Source organism: Mucilaginibacter pedocola, assembly GCF_002013915.1.
Taxonomy (GTDB): domain Bacteria; phylum Bacteroidota; class Bacteroidia; order Sphingobacteriales; family Sphingobacteriaceae; genus Mucilaginibacter; species Mucilaginibacter pedocola.
The window spans coordinates 173,149-194,501 of the sequence record NZ_MBTF01000036.1 but is presented as its reverse complement, the minus strand read 5'-3'; the positions used below and the strand labels follow the sequence as shown (position 1 = coordinate 194,501).

Annotated in this window: 4 protein-coding genes; 1 reads left to right on the top strand and 3 read right to left on the bottom strand. The window is 48.6% G+C overall.

The window, feature by feature from the left end; all coding sequences use genetic code 11:
• Nucleotides 1-53: 53 nt before the first annotated feature.
• Nucleotides 54-1,328: a site-specific integrase gene (locus BC343_RS25460; RefSeq protein WP_078350632.1), complete on the bottom strand. Its 1,275-nt coding sequence runs from the start codon at nt 1,326-1,328 to the stop codon at nt 54-56.
• A gap of 305 nt (nt 1,329-1,633) precedes the next feature.
• On the opposite strand from BC343_RS25460, the gene BC343_RS25455 reads away from it, so the two are divergent.
• Nucleotides 1,634-2,107 (top strand): hypothetical protein, encoded by a 474-nt coding sequence (locus BC343_RS25455; RefSeq protein ID WP_078350631.1) that lies wholly within the window; start codon nt 1,634-1,636, stop codon nt 2,105-2,107.
• Between the two features lie 205 nt (nt 2,108-2,312).
• Here the strand turns inward: BC343_RS25455 and BC343_RS25450 are convergent, their stop codons facing one another.
• Nucleotides 2,313-2,819 (bottom strand): CAP family protein, encoded by a 507-nt coding sequence (locus tag BC343_RS25450; RefSeq protein WP_202909861.1) that lies wholly within the window; start codon nt 2,817-2,819, stop codon nt 2,313-2,315.
• Nucleotides 2,820-2,945: 126 nt separating this feature from the next.
• Nucleotides 2,946-21,239 (bottom strand): NHL domain-containing protein, encoded by an 18,294-nt coding sequence (locus BC343_RS25445; protein WP_143822349.1) that lies wholly within the window; start codon nt 21,237-21,239, stop codon nt 2,946-2,948.
• Nucleotides 21,240-21,353: the final 114 nt, after the last annotated feature.

Here is a 21,353-nt window from a genome sequence, read left to right as displayed (position 1 = left end):
AACTAATCAAACGCTATAAAAGATTTATGTTTTAAATAACCGATGTAATTTACTTAAAATTCCAGTACTGCATCAATAGCCTGATCCGCCTTTTTATGCGAGAAATTTGATTGATACTTCATTGTGGTAAGTATCGACTCATGGCGATACAAACCTTGCAGGACCTTAGGGTGTATTTCTTTATCTTCTGCACGCTGGGCGAATGAGTGCCGTGCTTTGTGTTGTGAGCCATTCTTGCTGCTGCCAATCATCGGCATGATCTTTTCCATCGCCTCGTTTAATCTCCTTACTGCAAAAGCGATTTTTCGTCTCAACTCAAATCTGTCATCGAGTGTTGGCAAATCCCTTAATAATGGAAACACCAAATTGTGTTTGTTATGCTCTAAATCGCCCTTACTTGACGAATATTGATCAAGTATTTCTAAGGCTTTCATCGGTACTTTAACTGTACCGTGCTCGCCATTTTTTGACATCTGATAATACAGCCGACCATTTTGAAACGCTGTCCAGGAAAGTAGCAAACAGTCGGTCACCCGCATTCCTGCGAAATAAAACTCCATGAGCCATATATTTCGCGCATCGTTATAAATAGGAGGAAATGCCGATAGGTCCAATGTTTCGAGCTTTTTGATTTCAGCTTCTTCTAAGCCGATTTTGGCTGAATCAACAAGCTTAATGGCAATCTTACCATCTGCGCCGAACGGATAGTCGTCTTGGCTGGCAATTTTCGCGGTAATCGCTCTATTGTATATTGTACGGACAACAATCAAATGATTAGTAATTGTTCTTTCACTTAGCGGCTTTATCGCGCTGTTCTCGTTGTACCGAAACTTCTTGGCCTTCTTCAAGAAAATAAGATAGCGCTGTAGAAAATCTACACTGATCTCTTTGAATGTAACCATACCCTCTTTCGCAAATTCATAAAAACGTTTAAGCCTCGCCCTGTCGGTTTTCTGCACATCATAATTGCCAAGATCTTCCTGCTCTTTTAAGTATTGGTTTGCCACCTCTGCGAAATAGATAGGCTTTTCTTCGACGGGCTTTAAACTGTGTTTCACCTCTTTGGCGGAAACGTGTGTTTTGGTTTCCAACTCTAGCGCTTTATCGTTAGCTTTGGCTAACTCGCTAAGAAGGAAATTATTTAGTCGTGAGGAATTAGGATGTGATTTTTTAACGCGTTGCGCTTTAGCATCCCACTGGCTTAAGTCGTCAAGCTTTTGACCAGTCATGATGTAAGAGGGTTTCCGATTAATCGTAATACGTACGGAGATCGGATACTTGCCGTCTTTAGACGGACGCTTCCAAATGTAGAAATCTACGGTTGCCATTTCTTAAAAAATTTAAGTTAAATGGCTGGCCAACCATGGGAGTAAAGCTACCTGTTTTGTTAAAACAATGTTTAAACAATGGGTGGTTCTATATGAAATGTGGTGATATCATCTGTTGTTAAAAACAGCTTTAAATGCCATTTTAAGCCATATTGAACCACTTAAAAACATATAGCGTAGTTTTCATAACCCTAAGGTCGGCAGTTCGATCCTGCTCCCCGCTACTCTTTGTAAATCCCATAGCTGATCAGTTATGGGATTTTTATTTGGATCACATTTTTTACTTTTACTTCAAATACGACGTCATGAAATTTCTACGAAACTTATTTGGCCAAAATAAAGATGGGCAATCGATTTATAAAGGTATGATCGAAAAAGCAGTAGATATTTATTTTTTAAACTATCAAGATCCAGACAGAATTGCAGATGAAATTGAAAAACTTACGGATAATAAAAATGATACTTTAATGCTTTACTTATTTATCCCTCATGTATTTTGTCGAATATTTCTACCCGAGATCCAATATTCTGAGTTTTATATTGTCGTAAACAAAAACGGAAAGGATAAACAATTTAACTTTTCAGACTCTATCATTTTCAATGAAATGCTTACCGTAATAAATAACAACTGGGACACTTATGTTGGCAGAGATATCATGAAAGTTTTATTTCATAGCGGTGATTTCAGGGCCGCAAATCAAATGCTGGGAAAAGGCTCAAAACTTGAAGACCTCAAAAGTATACCACCACGAATCACAGACAGAGATAGCTTTAATTAAGCGTTATGTATAATGATGCAAATTTGGCCCAACGAGATAACTCACCAATAATATAGTTCGAAATTTGCCCGGTGTGGGCTACTTACCAATCAGCCTGTTATGAGAAATCGTAACAGGCTTTTTTATTTTTGTTAAAACAATGTTTAAACGGGTCAAGCTGGAAAGTTAAACAAGCCGCTGTTAAATTGTAGCCTACCTGTTCCTATCAATACGGTACCTCCCCTATATAATTCCCACTCGGCGAATAGTTGGCTACCACATACCTGTCGCCTTTAGCTGATATAGCTACCCCAACGCCTACCTGGGTGGTGTTTTTCCAAACCATTTGGGTGTAGTGGCCGGTTGCAGAAAAATTATCCATAGATATTTTGCCGTAAGTGTATTTTTTCTTTTCCTCGTACCAAGATTCGGACGCGCTTAAATTACTGTAGTAGCTGGCTGTGCCCATAAAAAGGTTTTCGCCATACTTGGTTTGGCTGTGCTGAAAGCTATTGGTTTCGGCCAGGTGGTCGGCCCACTGCTGGGCTATTGCTGCCAATTCTTTGCTCCAGGTAAGCGGTGGGCTGCCCACCTCTTTACGCACAGCGTTATGGTGTTCTAATATCTTTTGGGCATCGGCTTCGGACATGCGCGAACCCGTTGCTTCGTTAATGCTTTGCGCTTTTGTGTAACCTGCAAATAACAACAAGCCCGCTAAGAGGTATTTTATCATAAAAATTGGTTTATAAAAGCCGGCCACACTTGCTATTGCAGTGTGGCCAGCATTGGCATTTAAATATACGTTTAAATACAGTAAAACAACCGGGTTAATTATCTCAACACCCGGTATACTGCTTCATTAATACTTAATTACAAAGTACCCGGTCTTGCGTTTCAGTTCGCCTTTTACGCGGTATTCAACCATGTAAAAATAGGTGCCTGCGGGCAGCAATACCCCGCTCTTACCAGCGTGGCCATCAAAAACCTTATTGCTGTTATCGTAGCCCGAAACTTCGTAAACACTCTTGCCATTCTTGTCCATCAGCATCACACGGTTATCGGGATAGTTCTCAATATTATCTATCCTCAACACGTCGTTTACGCCGTCGCCGTTGGGCGATAATGCAGGATTAAGTTTTGGCCCGGCCATACCAAGCTCAGGGTCGGCTTTTGCCTCCGACTGCACAACGGTTATTTTATCGGCAGTTTTAGCCGGCGATGCAGCCATAGTTGGCGGGTTGCTAACCGTTATGTTAAATGTTGCCGTGCTGCTACCGAAGTTATTGTAAGCTGAAACAGTATACGCTGTTGCTGCGGTTACGGTAGTTGGCGTGCCGGTAAAGGTACCTGTAGTAGCATTAAAGCTCAGGCCCGCCGGTAAGGCCGGTGTTGGGTTAAGTGCATAGCCTTTGGTTAGCACTTTGCGTACACGGTGGCTGCCATAATCGGCAACAAACAAGCTGCCGCCTGCATCAATGGTGAGTGCATACGGCTGGTAGAAAGTTGCTGCTGTGCCCACAGCATCTGTTGTATTAACCGATGCATTGGCCTTACCTGCAAGGGTAGATACCATACCGGTCGGCGTAATTTTACGGATAAGCGAGTTTCCATAATCGGCTACATACAGGTTGTTCAGGCGGTCAACAGCAAGGCCAACCGGGTTCAGGAACGATGCGCTGGTACTATCGCCATTGGTGGTACCACCTGTGCCGCTACCTGCGTAGGTACTAACTACGCCCGCAGGGCTTATTTTGCGTATGCGGTGCGAGCCATATTCGGAAACGTAAACCGTACCGGCGCTATCAACCGCAATGCCACGCGGATCGTTAAAGCTGGCGGCCGTGCCTACCCCATCTGCCGAACCAACCACGCCACTACCTGCCAGCGTGCTTACAATACCCGCCGGGGTTATTTTACGTATCAACCCGTTAGATGAATCGGCAACGTATAAATTGCCTGCTGCATCAATGGTTATACCTGTAGGATACGAGAATGTTGCTACCGTGCGGTTACCATTCGCAGCACCTATAGTGCCGTTACCCGCGTAGGTAGTTACCACACCGGCCGGCGTTACTTTGCGTATCAACTGGTTGTTCCTATCGGTAATAAACAAGTTATCATTTGCATCAATTGCTACGCCAACCGGGTAACTAAACCTTGCTGCCGTACCTGTAGCATTTACCGCGCCGGCCGCGCCGTTGCCTGCAAAAGTAACCACAGTACCGTCTGGGGCTATTTTGCGGATAACGTGCCCGCCAATATCAACTATAAACAAGTTGCCGGCGTGGTCAAACGCAGCGCCCGATGGATTCTTAAACTTGGCCGCGGTAGCAGCTCCGTCTGCGGAGCCCGATAACGAGCTGCCTGCATAAGTGCTTACCGTTGCAAACGCTGTAGCCGGAACAGCGCCACCTGCATTATTAGGTGCCAGCGGAGTAATGGCCACATTTTTAGTGAACATTGGCGATGCATAGCTAATAATTGGCGCAGCATTAGCATTAAAGGCATCATTAACGGTAATATCAAATACCGATGTGCTTGAACCACCCGCGTTACCTGCCAATATGGTATAAGTAGTTTTTGGCGTAACAGCAGTTGGTGTTCCGCTTATTATACCGGTAGCATAATCAAAGCTCAGGCCGGCAGGTAAAGCCGGGTTGAGATCGTACCCACTGATAGATATTTTGCGTAGGCGGGTACCGCTTTGCTCAGATACTATCAAATTACCTTTTGCGTCAAGCGCTATGCCGTATGGCGCCCTGAAGCTGGCTGCTGTGCCCACCCCGTTAATAGAAGTGCTTGCACCGCTACCCGCAAGGGTTGTAACAACGCCTGCTGCGGTTATTTTACGCACAAGCCTGTTATCGGTGTCGGCCACGTAGACGTTGCCTGCGGCATCAACTTTTAAACCGTTGGGGTTACTAAAGCTTGCTACCGTACCAATTCCGTTAGCGGCACCTGTGGCACCGCTGCCGGCCAACACCGTTACAACACCGGTTGGGCTTACTTTATATATCCGCATATTAAAGTCGGCTACATAAACGTAGTTGGCAGCATCAACAGCCACGCCAAACGGCGATTGGAAACCATTTGCAAATGTGCTTACCACGCCTGCCGGTGTAATTTTCTTAATTGTAGTGCCACCACCTTCGGCAACAAACAAGTTGCCGGCATTGTCTATAGCAACATCTGTAGGGTAATTAAGCCCGCTTGCAAATGTGCTTACTACGCCTGCCGCGGTTATTTTGCGCAGCATGTTGTTATTAGCATCGGCTACGTATATGTTCCCGCTATTATCTACCACAAGGCCCGATGGTGCGTTGAAGCTTGCGCTTGCAGCCGTACCATTAGTTGCCCCGGCCACACCCGTACCTGCAATTGTAACTACATTACCGCCCGGCGTAACTTTGCGTATTTTATTATTACCCCTATCGGCAACGTAAACATTACCATAAGTATCTGATGCCAGCCCCGCCAGTTGTTTAAACGATGCCAGCGTATCAGCCCCATCGGCAGAACCTTGGGTACTACCGCCGGCATAGTTGCTAACTAACGCGTAGGTAGATGCAGGCACCGCTCCGCCCGGGTTAGAAGGAGTTAAAGGCGAAATACCCACATTTTTGGTATACGTTTGCGATGCATAGCTAACCGCAGGCGGCAATGGCTTCACCACAGTTGGGTTATTTATGGCAATGCTAAGCGTTGTTGTGCTGCTGCCTGTTGGGCCATAGCCGGTAACCTGGTAGCTTGTAGCAGCCTGAGCCGTAACCGGCGTACCGCTAATTGTTCCGGTTGCCGAATCGAATACGAGGCCAGCAGGCAATGCAGGGGTAATTGTAAAGCCGCTTATCGCAATTTTTCTGATAAGCTGGTTATCAGTATCAGCCACATACAGGTATCCGTTATTATCAGTTGCAATACCGTATGGGTTGCCAAACAGGGCTGCCGTGCCAACGCCGTTTACTGCCCCATCTGTGCTGCTGCCGGCAATGGTAGTAACCACGCCCGCCGGTGTTACCTTCCGTATTTTCGAAACATCTATAACGTATAAATTGCCTTTTCTGTCTATACATATGCCGGTAAGGTTTGTAAAGCCGGCTGCTGTGCCGGTGCCGTCCTGCGGCGATGCTGCACCGCCTGCCAGGGTTGTTACTACGCCAGCCGAAGTAATTTTGCGCAACAAGGCACCATCGGTAACGTACACATTTTTGGCTCCGTCAACCGCTACGCCAACCGGGCTGCTGAAGCTGGCTGCAGTACCTGTACCATTGGCGCTGCCGCTTACGCCGCTGCCTGCAAATGTGCTAACCGTGCTGCCTGTGGTAATTCTACGAATTACATAATTGCCCTGGTCCGCCACAAAAATATTACCCGCCGCATCGGTTGCCACCCCTTTTGGCGAGTTAAACCTTGCGGCCGTGCCACCAGCGTTAACAAAACCGGCTGTGCTACTACCTACAAAAGTAGAAACAGCACCCTCGGGGGTAATTTTCCGGATACGTTCGTTACCGGTATCACCAATATAAATATTGCCATATACGTCCATGGTAATACCTTTTGCATTATTAAAGCTCGAAGATAGCAGCGCCCCGCCCGTAGCCCCCGCTGTGCCTCTACCTGCATAAGTGGTAACTACGCCGGCAGGTGTAATTTTTCGGATAAGGAAGTTATTCGCGTCGGTAACAAATAAGTTGCCTGCTGTATCTACCAAAAGCCCGCGTGGCCCGTTGAACGTGGCGGCCGTGCCTGTGCCATTGGTAGCGCCTGTTACACCGGCGTTTCCGGCAACTGTACTTACTTGTGCAAATACTGTGGCAGGTATGGCCCCACCGGAATTAGCAGGCACTACCGGTTCAATGGCCGAATCAACTACGAAGGTTTTATTGCCATTGTAGCTAATTGCCGGGGCTGCAGGAGCCGGCAATACGGTAATGGCAAGCGTTGCTGTTGAACTGCCGTAACCATTGTAACCAATTATGGAATAAGTGTTTGTACCTGCTGTTGTTGGTGTGCCTGTTATAACGCCTGTTGTTACCGATAAACTAAGCCCTGCAGGCAAGCTTGGCGTATACCTATACCCTGTTATTGCTATTTTACGCACCAGGTTATTGCCACTATCGGTAACATACAGGTTAGCTTTTCCGTCGAAGACCACGCCAACCGGGGTTTGAAACTGCGCCGTGCTGCCAATTGAATTTGTTATGCCCGAGGCAGCGCCACCGGCAATGGTTGTAACCTGTGCATAAATGTTAACCTTCCTTATACGGTGGTTGGTTTGGTCGGCAACATACAAGCTGCCGCCGTCATCAATAGTAAGGCCATATGGAGCATTAAAGCTTGCCGCCTCGCCTGTTCCGTTTACAGCGCCTGCAGTTCCGCTACCGGCAAAAGTGCTCACTACACCGGTTTTTAATATTTTCCGTATAACGTTGTTGGCCTGATCGGCAACGTAAACCGAACCGCTAAAGTCAACAGCCAAACCTGCAGGCTTGTTAAAGGATGCTTCGGTACCTGTACCGTTTACAAAGCCGGCAACACCGCTACCGGCCAGGGTAGTTACAACACCCAGCGGCGTTATTTTCCTGATAAGGTTATTACCCTCTTCAGCCACATAAATATTCGAGGTAACATCTGTAGCTATTGCTACCGGCGCATTAAACCTTGCTGCCGTACCGGTGGCATTTACTGCACCGGCAGTAAGGCTGCCTGCAAAAGTGGTTACTTCGCCGTCCGGGGTTATTTTGCGGATAAGGTTATTGCCTTTATCTGCTACGTATAAGTTACCCGCCGGGTCCGAAGACAGGCCAACGGGGTTGTTAAAGCTCGCCGCAGTACCTATGCCATTTGCCGAGCCTGCCACACCGCTACCGGCAAAAGTAGTAACCACGCCCGCCGGGGTGATCTTACGGATCAGGTTATTTTTTGCATCGGCTACATAAATATTAAGCGATGCATCTTTTGCCATACTTACCGGCCCATTAAAGGTAGCCGCTGCTCCGGTGCCGTTTGCTGCGCCGGCATTTGTGGCACCGGCAAAGGCCGTAGTGCTGCCATAAGTACCCGAAGGTATCGCGTCGCTGCTGTTGGATGGCAGGATGGGTGATATTGTAGTTCCGGCAGTTAAGGTTTGTGGTGTTACATAAGTAAGAGCAGGCCTTTTAATTGGCTCTACAAACACAAACCCTGCTTTAGTAACCGTTCCTGAGCCGTTTGTTACCGTTAAATCGCCCGACGCAGAGGCTGTACCCGGCACAACAACTATTTGGGTTGACGAACTAACCGTAAACGACAACACCGGCTTGCCGCCAAGCGTGACCGCCGTAGTACCTGTAAAGTTTGAGCCTTTGACAATGATAGTTGAATTGTACATGCCCGATGGAGTGAAGGATGATACAACCGGCAAAGTGGTGGATGGTACAGTAACGGTTAAAACCCCGGCAACATAGCTTATCGTATAGTTAGCTGCTGCCGCACCCGAAACGTTAATGCCATACGACCCTGCAGGGGATGAGGTTGTTGCAGCAGTAGTAACCACAGCCTGTGAAGTAAGCACAGTTTGGGTTTCGCTGTTTACAAACCCGTTATAGCTTACCGTTAAAGCAGGGTTGGCGGCACCGGCAACTTTTGTTTTGTTATCGGCAGATATGGTTAAAGCAGCTTTGCCTACAGTTAAGGTACCCGCGGTGTAGCTAATGGTGTAATTGGCAGATACCGCTCCGCTTGCGGTAATGGCGTAGGTACCTACTGCCGATGTGGCCGTTGCCGTACTGCTTACACTTGGCTGCGTTGATAAAGCAGTTTGTGTATCGCTATTTACAAAGCCCGAATAAGTCACCGTAAGTGCAGGGTTTGCTGCACCGTAGGTTTTAGTTTTATTGGCTGCGGCTATTACAAGGGCAGCACGAGTTACGGTTAACGTTTGCGTGGCGGTTGATGAACCTGAAGTTGCGGTTATGGTTGACGTGCCTACCCCTACCACATGTATTTTGCCCGAAACAATGGTTGCTACAGCAGTATTGCTGCTGGTATAGCTTATGGTACCGCTACCTGTAGCACCCGGGTCAAAATCGGCAACGCCATAGGTTTTAGATGGGATGGCAGCGAACGTTAGTGCCGAACCTGTTACGGTTAAAGTACCCGATACATAGTTGATGGTATACTTCGCTGCTGCTGCACCACTTACGGTAATTGGGTATGTACCCGCTGCCGATGCCGTGGTAGCGGTTGTAGATACCACCGGCAGTGTGCTAAGGCTTGCTTGTGTATCGCCATTTACAAAACCCGAATAGCTAACTGTTAGTGCCGGATTAGCCGCGCCTGCTGTTTTTGATTTATTGTCGGCAGTGATGGTTAATGCAGCCGGGTTAACTGTTAACGTTTGGGTAGCAGTAGATGAACCGTTGTTGGCTGTAATGGTTGATGTACCCGGGCCAACTATTCGGATATTGCCACTCACAATGGTTGCAACTGCTGTATTGCTGCTGGTGTAGATTATGGCCGATGCGCTTGTTGCACCGGGGGCAAAATCATTTGCACCATAAACCTGGGTAGCTATAGGGTTAAATGTTAGTTGTTCCGCGTTAATGGTTAGCGTGCCCTGGGTGTAAGTAATGTTATAATTATTTGATGCAGCCCCGCTCAGGGTTATAGGATAGGTACCAACTGCCGATGTAGTGGTTGCAGTAGTGCTTAAGATTGGCTGGGCCGACAGTGTTACGGCGTTGTCGCCATTAACAAAGCCTGAGTAGCTTGCTGTTAAAGCAGGGTTTGCCGAGCCGTATACCTTCGATTTATTGTCGGCAGTAATATTAAGGTTGGCCTTGCCAATAGTAAGCGTGCCGGCAACATAACTGATATTGTAATTTGCCGATGCCGCTCCCGAAACCGAAATAGGATAACTGCCCGCGCCCGAGCTCGCCAAAGCTGTTGTGCTTGCGGCAGGCAAGGTGGTTAACGAAGTTTGCGTATCGCCATTTACAAAGCCCGAATAGGCTACTGTTAATGCCGGGTTAGCCGCTCCGTACGTTTTGGTTTGATTGTTGGCCGTAATAGTTAAACTAACCTTACCAACGGTAAGCGTACCGGCAGTATAGTTAAACGTATAATTAGCCGCAGTTGCGCCCGTAGCAGTTATAGGGTAAGTACCCGCTGCCGAGGCTGCTGTTGCGGTGGTACTGATGGTTGGCTGCTGGGTTAAAACAGTTTGCGTATCGCCATTTACAAAACCCGAATAGCTTACGGTTAAAGCCGGGTTTGCAGCCCCATAGTTTTTAGATTTGTTTGCCGCTGTAATGGTAACCACAGCCGGGTTTACCACAAGAGTGCGCGCAACCGGGGTGGCAGCATCGTACCCTGTACCCGCGGCTTGCGAGGCCGTGATCACCGTATTACCCGGTCCAACTATATCTATAAGGCCCGATGGGGTTATGGTTGCAACCGCAGTATTGCTGCTGGTATAGGTAATAGGTATTGTAGTATTAGTACTGGTAGCACCCGGCGAATAATCTGCCGTACCATAGGTAACTGCCGCAAGCGGGTTAAAGGTAATGGTTTGCGCCGCATTACGGTTTATGGTTACGGTATAGGTTAACACCGTGGCCATATCCTGTGCGGTTACTACTGTTGTGATAGTATTTGCGCCAACATTTAATGGGATAGCCGCCGAGGTGGCACCACTGTTTACCGCAGTGCCATTGACCGTAACTTTTGCATTAGCGCTTGCCGTTACCAGCGATACCGTTGTTGAAGAAACAGAATTGCCCACACTAACGGTATAAGCATTGGTGGCCTGCGCAAATACAGGGCTTAAAGCACCCGCACTAACAGCCAGGCTGCTCAATTTAGCGTTTGACGATGGCGTGTAGGTTAAAGCTATGGTTTTGGTAGCCGCCAGGCTGGTAAACTGGCCATCGTTAGCGGTAAAGGTTACCGTACGGTTGGCCACATTTGGCGTAACGTTATTGGTGTTGTTATAGGTAACAGCCCTTAGCGCAGCCTGCCATTGCGCCAGTGTAGCGGTAGACGATGCCGATGTTAAGGCCAATACACCTGTGCTTGCGTTATAGCTTCCCGCAATATTACCCATGGTAGCCGCATTGGGTGTAAATGCAAGTACATCTTGCCCGGCGGTAAAATTGCCTGTTATGGCAACCGAAGCAGATGGCAGGGTAGTTTTGCTAAGGTCGGTAACGGTTGCGTTGCCATCAATGGTAACAGGTACCGGGGTAACATCGCCCATGGAAGCAAATGCTGTTACCGGGGCGGTTGTAGTAACCACCGGTGGATAAATTATGGTAATGTTTAGGTTTGCGGTACTGCTGCCACCAACATTGCTGCCGGTCATGGCATAGGTAGTTGCAGCCGATGCTGTAGTTGGCGTACCCGATACGATACCCGTTTTGCTATCGAACGATAGGCCTAACGGAAGCGGCGCATTGCTGGTATAGCCGTTTATGCTCATTTGCCTGATGGTGTTGCCGTTATCCACGATATACAGATTCCCGCTGCTACTCATTGTAACCTGGCTCAAAGCACTGAAATTTGCGGAGGTACCAACACCATCTGCCGAACTGAAATTGCCACCCGCCAGCGTAGTAACTACACCGGCCGGCGTAACTTTACGAATAATGCCATTAAATACATCGGCCAAATATAAATTACCTGCGCCATCAATGGCAATGCCACCCGGGTTATTAAAATAGGCATTAGCTCCGGTACCGTCAATATACCCGGCGGGTTCGCCACCGGCAAGGGTAGTAACCACCCCTGCCGCAGTAACTTTCCTGATGCGGCTGTTCCCGCTGTCTGATACGTACACGTTACCCGCTGCATCAACCACCAGGCCTTGTATATTATTAAAACTTGCCGCAGTACCCGTTCCGTTAACATAATCGGTATTACCGCTACCGGCAAGGGTACTTACCACGCCGGCAGTTGTAATTTTACGTATCACGGTGCCGTTATTGTCGGCAACATATAAAATACCGTTTTTATCAATAGCCATGGCACCGGGGCTAACAAAGCTTGCAACCGATGCCGATCCGTTAACTACGCCGTAGTTGCCATTACCTGTAAAAGTAGTAACCACGCCCGCCGGGGTTATTTTACGTATACGCAGGTTGCCCTGATCTGCCACGTAAATATTGCCGCTTTTATCAACAGCAATACCCTTCGGATAGCTAAATATTGCCGCTGTACCGGTAGCATTTACAAAGCCGTTAGAGCCATTGCCTGCAACTGTAGATACGAAACCAGAAGGAGTGATCTTCCTGATATAATTGTCGTTTTCAGAAGTGTAGATATTTCCATAAGCATCGGTGGCCAGGCCGGTTAGGCTGCCAAATGTGGCCTCGCCAACTTTGCCATCGTCGTGCCCGTTTGTGTTGTTGCCGGCAAGCGTAGTTACATTTGCATAAATATCTGCAGGTATAGCGCCGCCTGTGTTTGTAGGGCTCAAGTTAGTTATTGGCAAGCCCACTGCATAGGTTTGAGGTGTTGCGTAGGCTATTACCGGCGCGGCTGTTGCTGCCGGTACTGTAGCAGTGCCTGATATGGTAATGTTCACCGTGGCCGTGCTGCTTCCGCCTGCATTGTAGGCTGTTACGCCATAGTTTTTAGCTACTGTGGCAACCAGCGGTGTGCCGCTTATGGTGCCGGTAGCCCCATCAAACGCCAAACCATCAGGCAAGGTACCGGTTAGGGTATAGCCAGTGGCCGATATTACCCTCAATTGATTATTTGTATCGCCTGCATAAACATTTCCCAATGTATCAACAGCCACGCTGTAAGGGTAAGCAAATGATGCTAAAACGCCAACGCCGTTTCGCAGCCCGGGCGCATTCCTGTTACCTGCAAGCGTGGTAACTACCCCCGCTTGTGTAACCTTGCGTATCGATTGGTTATAGGTGTCGGCAACATATAAATTACCGGCTTTATCAATAGCCAGACCATGCGGGTAATAAAAACTTGCCGCTGTGCCGGTAGCGTCGGTGTAATCCATATTACCGCTGCCGGCCAAAGTTGTTACCACGCCAGCCGGCGTAATTTTGCGGATGAGCCCGTTATTGCCATCTGCAACAAAAACATTGCCCGATGCATCAACGGCTATACCCTGCGGGCTATTGAAACTCGCCGAAGTACCAGTTCCGTTAGCCGAACCCGCTACCGTATTACCTGCAAGTGTAGTTACCAGACCGGCAGGGCTAATGCGCCGTATCATGTTATTATAGCAGTCGGAAACATACAGGTTTCCGTAGCTATCAATTGCCATATTATTAGGATAATTAAAGCTTGCTTGTGTACCAGGGCCATCTGCCGCGCCTACCGCTCCGCTACCTGCAAATGTGCTTACGATACCTTCGGGGGTAATTTTGCGGATGGTGTTGCTGCGCGGGGTTGTTATGTACAAATTACCCGCAGCGTCGTAAACCATTCCTTCGGGCCCGGCAAAACTTGCTGCGTTAGCATCGCCGTTGTTCGAGCCTTCTGTACCGTCGCCGGCCAGGGTATTAATTGTTCCGTTAGGGTTTACTTTTAATATTTGATTATTGGAAGGTATGGCCACATTGCCTGCTGGGTTTATGGCTATACCTAAAATAGTGTTCGAAGGAAGCGCGCCGCCAAACGATTTTGTTTGTCCGTACACTGTAGCCGGCACCGCACCGCCCGTATTGGTTGGGCTAAGGGTAACGGCTGTACCTGCGGTGTAGTTTTGCGGCGTAGCATAGCTAATAGCCGGTGCATTAACCGGGTTTACCGGCGGCGCAATAGTACCTGTAGTAGCTATATTTACCGTAGCCGTACTGCTCCCGCCTGCATTGTAAGCTGTAACGGTATAGTTTGTAGCTGCAGATGCTGCTAATGGTGTGCCGCTTATGGAGCCTGTAGTGGCGTCGAGACTCAGGCCCGGAGGCAAAAGACCGGCAATGGTATAACCATGTATAGATACCTTGCGAATGCTATTATTATAGTCGGTAGCATAAAGTTCCCCTGAAGCACCCACGGCCACCGAAAATAAGTAGTTAAAACTCGCCGAACTACCGGTACCATTTATCCCGCCACTGGTGCCGTTACCGGCCAGTGTTGTTACAACTCCGGCCGGGGTTATCTTCCGGATAGTATTATAATCGGCAACATAAACGTTCCCTGCAGCATCAGTAGCTAAACCCGATGGCATTGCAAATGCGGCACCGGTTCCGGTGCCATCTGTGGAACCTGAACTGTATTGCGAACCCGCAAGTGTGGTTACAACAGCCGCCGGCGTAATTTTCCTGATAAGCTTATCACCGCTTTGGGATACATATAAATTCCCTGAAAGATCAATGGCGATTCCCGATGGGCCGTTGAACTTCGCATTAGTACCGGTGCCATCCTCGGATCCGTTAACGGTATTGCCCGCAAAGGTACTTACAATTCCGTCTGTACTAATTTTACGAATAATGCTATTATTCCGATCTATAACAAATAGGCTTCCGAAGGCATCAACAACAATCCCAATAGGAACATTGAACCTTGCTAAAGCAGCAGGGCCATCAACGCGGCCAGCCACCAGGTCGGCGTTGCCGGCCACTGTGGTAACCATGCCATTAGTGCCTATTTTCCTGATGAGGTTATTTCCCATATCTGCCACATAAATATTGCCGGCAGCATCAACCGCGATACCTTGCGGGCTATTAAAGCTTGATGCGGTTGCTACGCTATTGAGCGAACCCGCCTCTGCCGTGCCCGCAATAAGAGTAACCGCACCGGTTGGTGTGGCCTTAAATATTTGGTTGGCTACTATGTAATAAATATTGCCTGTGGCATCGGTAGTACTGCTGGTTGCAGTACCGCCTAATGCCGGTAAAAAATCAGCAACCCTTGCATACGCAGCAGCGGGCACTGCACCGCCGCTGTTTGTCGGGCTAAGTGTTGCAATAGGTGTACCGACGGGGTAAGTTTTGGGGCTTGCATAAGTAATTGCAGGCGGCGCAACCGGGTTTACCGGTGGTGCTATAGTACCTGTTACGGTAATATTTACAATAGCTGAACTGCTGCCTCCCGCATTGTAGGCAGTAACAACATAGCTTCCGGCCGCAGTTGCCAATATTGGCGTGCCGGTAATACTACCGGTGGTAGCATCAAAAGTTAAACCGGCAGGCAAAGGCGATGATATGGTATATCCGTTCAATGAAATTTTACGGACGATATTGTTATAATCCACTTCAAGCAAATTACCCGACGCATCCATAGCAACATTCTGGGGATACCAAACCGATGCTTGTGTACCAATACCGTCTATTGACCCCATGCCACCGGCACCAACCAATGTACTTACCTCACCCGCCGGCGTAATTTTCCTGATCAATTGATTACCATAATCGGCTACGTAAAGGTTTCCGGCAACATCTATTGCCAAACCATGCGGACTGCTAAATTTAGCAGCGCCCGCAGAGCCATTAACATTCCCAGGTTCAGTGGGCACGCCAGCAAATCTGGTTACAACGCCGGCCGGGGTAATTTTCCTGATATCATGATTAGTTTCATCCGAAACATATAAGTTTCCGGCTGCATCTATCGCAATTCCATACAGAGTTCGAAAGCTGGCGGACGTACCGGTACCATTGGCAGATCCATAGTCGCCGCTGCCTGCCAACGTGGTTACATTGCCCGCCGGGGTAATTTTCCTGATCAGGTTGCTGTCGTTTACATAAACATTCCCACTTGCATCTATAGCAATGCCTCGCAGGTTGGAAAAAGTGGCAACAGCAGGGCTGCCATTGACAGATCCGGATGTACCTGCTAAACCTGCAAGCGTAGTTACAACGCCGGCAGGGCTTACTTTCCTGATCAATTGATTACCGTAATCGGCTACGTAAAGGTTTCCTGCTGCATCACAAACCATATCCAAAATGGTTGAAAAGCTTGCGGCAGACCCTTTACCATTAGCAAAGCCCGAATAATCACTGCCCGCCAAAACGGAAGATACTCCCGCAGATGATAATTTGATTATTTTGTTGGAATACGCTACATAGATATTGCCGTTCCTATCGGCGATAGCAGTATATCCACTGGTTTGCAAATTAGTTAGCGTAGAAATTTGTGCGTAAACAGTTGCAGGCACTGCACCACCGGAGTTTGCTGGGTTGAGTGCCGTAATAGCCGTGCCTACCGGGTAGGTTTTGGGGCCGGCGTAAGAAATTTGAGGAGCAGCCACAATAGGTGTTGTAGCTATACTTCCGGTAACAGCTATTGAAACTGTGGCCGTGCTGCTGCCGCCACCGTTGATACCGGTTATGCTATAAGTAGTAGCCGCCTGTGGATTGGTTGGCTTACCGCTAATTGTGCCGGTAGCAGGATCCAGTGTCAAACCTGCCGGTAAAGCACTATCTGTTGTATAACCTGTTGCCGTAATTTTGCGGATAACGTTATTACTTACATCACTTACATATACATTGCCTTGTGGGTCAACAGCAATACCATAGGGGTACTTGAAGGTTGCTTCACCACCCGTGCCGTTGTTAAAGCCCGCTGTGCCATTACCCGCCAGCGTACTCACTAAGCCCGTTTTTGTTATTTTCCGTACTTTGTTATTATTATAATCAGCTACGTAAATGTTACCTGCTTTGTCAACAGTAATACCTGTGGGGTTATTAAACATGGCTGCGGTACCCGCGCCGTCAACATTGCCCTGTGTACCGGTCCCTGCAAAAGTTGTTACTACTCCCGCTGTGGTAACTTTCCTGATGGTATTGTTATCGTCTAATACATATAGTGTACTTGTTCCATCCAAAGCGATGCCATTCATCCAATTAAACATAGCTGCTGTACCTGTACCATCAACATGCCCCTGGCCGCCCGGTGTACCTGCAACAGTAGTAACTACACCCGATGGGGAAATTTTACGGATAACGAAGTTGTATCTATCAACTACATACACGTTTCTTGATGCGTCGACCACCAAGGCTGAAGGGTAGTTGAACATTGCACTTGTCCCGGTTGCATCGGTATAACCAGCCGACCCGGCGGTACCCGCAAGCGTAGTAACCACGCCGGCAGGTGTTATTTTACGAATAACATGGTTATAGCTATCTGCCACATATAAGTTGCCGAGCAGATCGGTGGCCATACCGGCCGGGTTGTTAAATATTGCGGAAGTGCCTGTACCATCCATATAACCCTGTTGGCCATTACCCGCAAATATGCTGACTATCCCTGCTGAAGATATTTTACGAATAACCTGATTGCCGTCCAAAACATATACATTACCGTATACATCCACAGTAATATCTTTTGGTATATTAAACGAAGCATTGGCAACGGGCCCGCTATTCAGGCCGCCGACTCCTGTGCCCGCAAACGTTGTTGTTTGCCCGTAAACAGTGGCCGGTATTGCGCCCCCGCTGTTAGACGGTGTTAAAGCACTTATGGTTGTACCCGATACGTAGCTTTGCGGCCCGGCGTAACTGATAACAGGTGCAGCAATTGCGGCCGGCGCAGCGGGTGTGCCGGTTACGGCAATATTTACGGTGGCGGTACTGCTGCCGCCTGCATTGTAGGCGGTTATTGTGTAATTTGCGGCGGCTTTGGCCAACAAAGGTATGCCGCTTATAGTACCGGTCGCACCGTCAAAATTAAGCCCGCCCGGCAATATGCTTTTTAAGCTATAGCCGGCAACGGCCACCTTACGTATGGCGTTAGCATAATAATCTACTACATACAAATTACCCGCACCATCACCGGTTAAACCGGCCGGCGTACTGAAGCCCGCTGCGGTGCCAAGCCCATCTCCCTTACCACCACCTGCAACGGTTGTTACCAGCCCTGTAGGGCTTACCAGGCGAACACGTGCACCGCCAAATTCCGACACGTATAAATTGCGCTGCGCATCTATATAAATTCCGGCCGGGTTATAAAAACTTGCCGCTGTGCCCTGCCCGTCTACAGAGTCGGTATTGCCACTACCTGCAAATACGCTTACCGTACCGTCAGGGCTTATTTTCCTGATGTTGTGGGTAGCACCATCGGCAACGTAAACGTTAAACAAAGCATCAACTGCTATGCCCTGCGGCCTATCGGTACTGGCCAATGTGGTAACAAAGCCATTAGGGTTTATTTTGCGCACGAACTGGCTATTGTTATCGGTTACATAAATGCTTCCAACCTTATCTACTGCCAGCCACATCGGTTTGTTAAAACCGGCAGAAGACGCGGGGCCATCGGCATTGGCAGCAATACCGGTACCTGCATAAGTGCTTACCAACCCGGCTGGTGTTATTTTACGGATGAGGTTGTTGTTATTATCGGCAACGTAAATATTGCCGGCAGCATCAATAGCCAAGCCCTGTGGCCTGTTAAATCTTGCTGCGGTACCCTGCCCGTTAGCCGAGCCTGCGGTACCGCTGCCTGCAAAAATACTTTTAACGCCGGCGGGTGTAATTTTTCTGATGAGGTTGTTGCCACCTTCGGTATAATACACGTTCCCCTGTGTATCCATTACTATACCGCTGCTTATTGTTCCGTTATCAGACGATGCCAAACCGCTTACGGTAGCAAAAGTGCTCACCTGGCCAAAACTAAGCGCAGGTACTGCGCCGCCGGTATTGGTTGGCACCAGGTTAGTGATAGCGTTGCCTGCCGCATAGCTTTGCGGGCCTGCATAAGCAATAGCCGGCGCGCTAACCGGTGGCGGCGTTACGGCAATAGTACCGGTAGCTGCAATACTTACAGTTGCGGTGCTGCTGCCGCCGGCATTATAGGCGGTAATGCTGTAGCTTGTAGCTGCTTTTGCCAAAATTGGCGTACCGCTTATAGTACCGGTGGCCCCATCAAACAAAAGCCCTGCAGGCAGCGTGCCTTTAAGGCCAAAACCTGTTGTAGCAACTTTACGGATAGCATAGTTATAAAAATCGACAACGTAAAGGTTGCCATCGGTATCGCCGGTTAGGTTAACGGGAGAGTTAAAACCTGCCCCTGCACCAATTCCATCGCCGTTACCACCGCCTGCTACGGTAGTTACAAGCCCGGTTGGGCTTACACGCCTAACGGCCTGCCCGTAAAGCTCGGTAACGAAGAGGTTACCCTGTTTATCTGCATAAATACCTGCGGGGTTATAAAAAGCGGCGTTTACGCCCTGCCCGTCTGTTGTTTGTGCGGCACCACTACCGGCCAATACCGATACCACGCCATCGGGCGTAATTTTATTAACAACATAATTATCGATAACGTAAACATTAAATAAAGCATCAACAGCTATGCCTTGCGGATTGCTTAAGTTAGCCAACTGGCTTACAGTGCCGTTAGGGCTTATTTTATAAACCCGCGAGTTACTGATACCTGTGGCATAAACGGTTCCGTTAGCATCAACTGCCACCCATTGAGGCCTATAGATAGCCGAACTTGTGGCACTACCTGTATAGTTACCGGCAACCCCGTTTCCTAACAGAGTGCTTACTATACCGGCAGGGCTTATTTTGCGTATTTGGTTATTGTTATTGTCGGCAACGTAGATATTGCCGGCCGCATCAATAGCCAAGCCTTGCGGCTTATTAAAGCTGGCCGCCTGCCCTTGCCCGTTGGCCGAACCGGCTACGCCGCTCCCGGCAAAAACGCTTTTTACACCCGCCGGGGTCACTTTACGTATAAGATGGTTACCTGTTTCTGAGTAATAAGTGTTGCCCTGTGCATCGCGCACTATACCCGCGCTAATGGTTCCATAATCTGAAGCTGCAAGCCCGGTTATGCCTCCTACAAACGTGCTTACCTGCCCATAAACCTGTGCAGGCACAGCCCCGCCTGTATTAGTTGGGGTTAAGTTTGCTATAGCTGTGCCTACCGGGTAACTTTTTGCACCGCCATAACTTATAACGGGCGCGTTAACCGGGGCAGGCGGCAACGTAATGCTGCCGGTAACCGCTATGCTTACCTGCGCCGAGCTGCTGCCACCGGTATTATAACCTTTTATTGTATAATTAGTGGCTGCTTTAGCCAATACCGGGGTACCTGTTATGGAGCCGGTTGAAGCATCGAAACTTAACCCGGCAGGCAGCTGCGGGCTAACCGAATACCCCGTTATAGATACCTTGCGGATGCGCAAATACTCGCTGATATATAATGCGCCTGCACCATCGTAAAAAATGCCACTGGGGTTATCAAAAGCAGCCAACAAGCCAACTCCATCAATATGATTGTCTTGCCCGCCTGCAATAGTGGTAACCACACCTGCGGATGTAATCATCCTGATGAGGTTATTTTGCAGATCGGTTAAGTAAAGGTTTCCGTTACCATCGATAGCAAGGCCCGATGGCTGGTAAAAACTGGCAGCGGTGCCGGTGCCATCCAAAGCACCATAATTACCGGGCGAACCTGCAAGGGTAGTAACCACCCCTGCCGGTGTAATTTTACGTACACTGATATTCCCTGCATCGGCTACATACACATTGCCCGCGGCATCAACAGCAACACCCTGTGGGTTGCTAAAACGCGCGGCGGTACCGGTAGCGTTTACATAGTCGGCAGTGCCGTTGCCTGCAAGCGTGGTTACAACACCCGACGGGGTTACCTTCCTGATGGCATTGTTGCCCATATCGGCTACATAAAGGTTACCATTAGCATCAATTGCAATGCCGCCCGGGCTGTTAAACCTGGCAGCTGCGCCGGTGCCATTAGTGAAGCCGCCGGTGCCATTACCGGCCAGCGTTGTTACAACACCATAAGGGCTTACCTTACGTATAGCGTTGTTATCGGCATCGGTAACATATATATAACCTGCTGCATCAATGGCAAGGCCCCTTATATGGTAAAATGTTGCTGCCGAACCCGTACCATTTACAAGCCCGACATTGCTGTTGCCTACAAAACGCGTAACCAGGCCAGTGGGAGTAACCTTTTGTATCGTGTTCCCGCCGTCGGCTACGTAAACATTACCTGCCGCATCTGCCACTATACCAAACGAGCTATAAAAGTCGTTTTTAACTATAGATGTTTGAGCATAAAGCCCGCCAGGTATTGCGCCACCGGTATTTGTTGGGCTTAGTACCCCAATATCGGTACCCCCCGTATAGTTTTTGGGGCCGGCAATGCTCAAGGACGGAGCGCTTACCTGCGCCTTCAGCAACAGCGGGGCAAAAGCGGTAACCACAAGTAACGAGGCGCAAGCTTGTAAAAATCTTCTCATAATATTTCGGGCTTTATCAAAAGTTTTAATAATTAGTATGCCGCCGCCTAATAGTTTAAAGCAGCAGCCATTTTTGCAAACCTGTTGATGGAGGGGGTACCACACTAAGTTTGT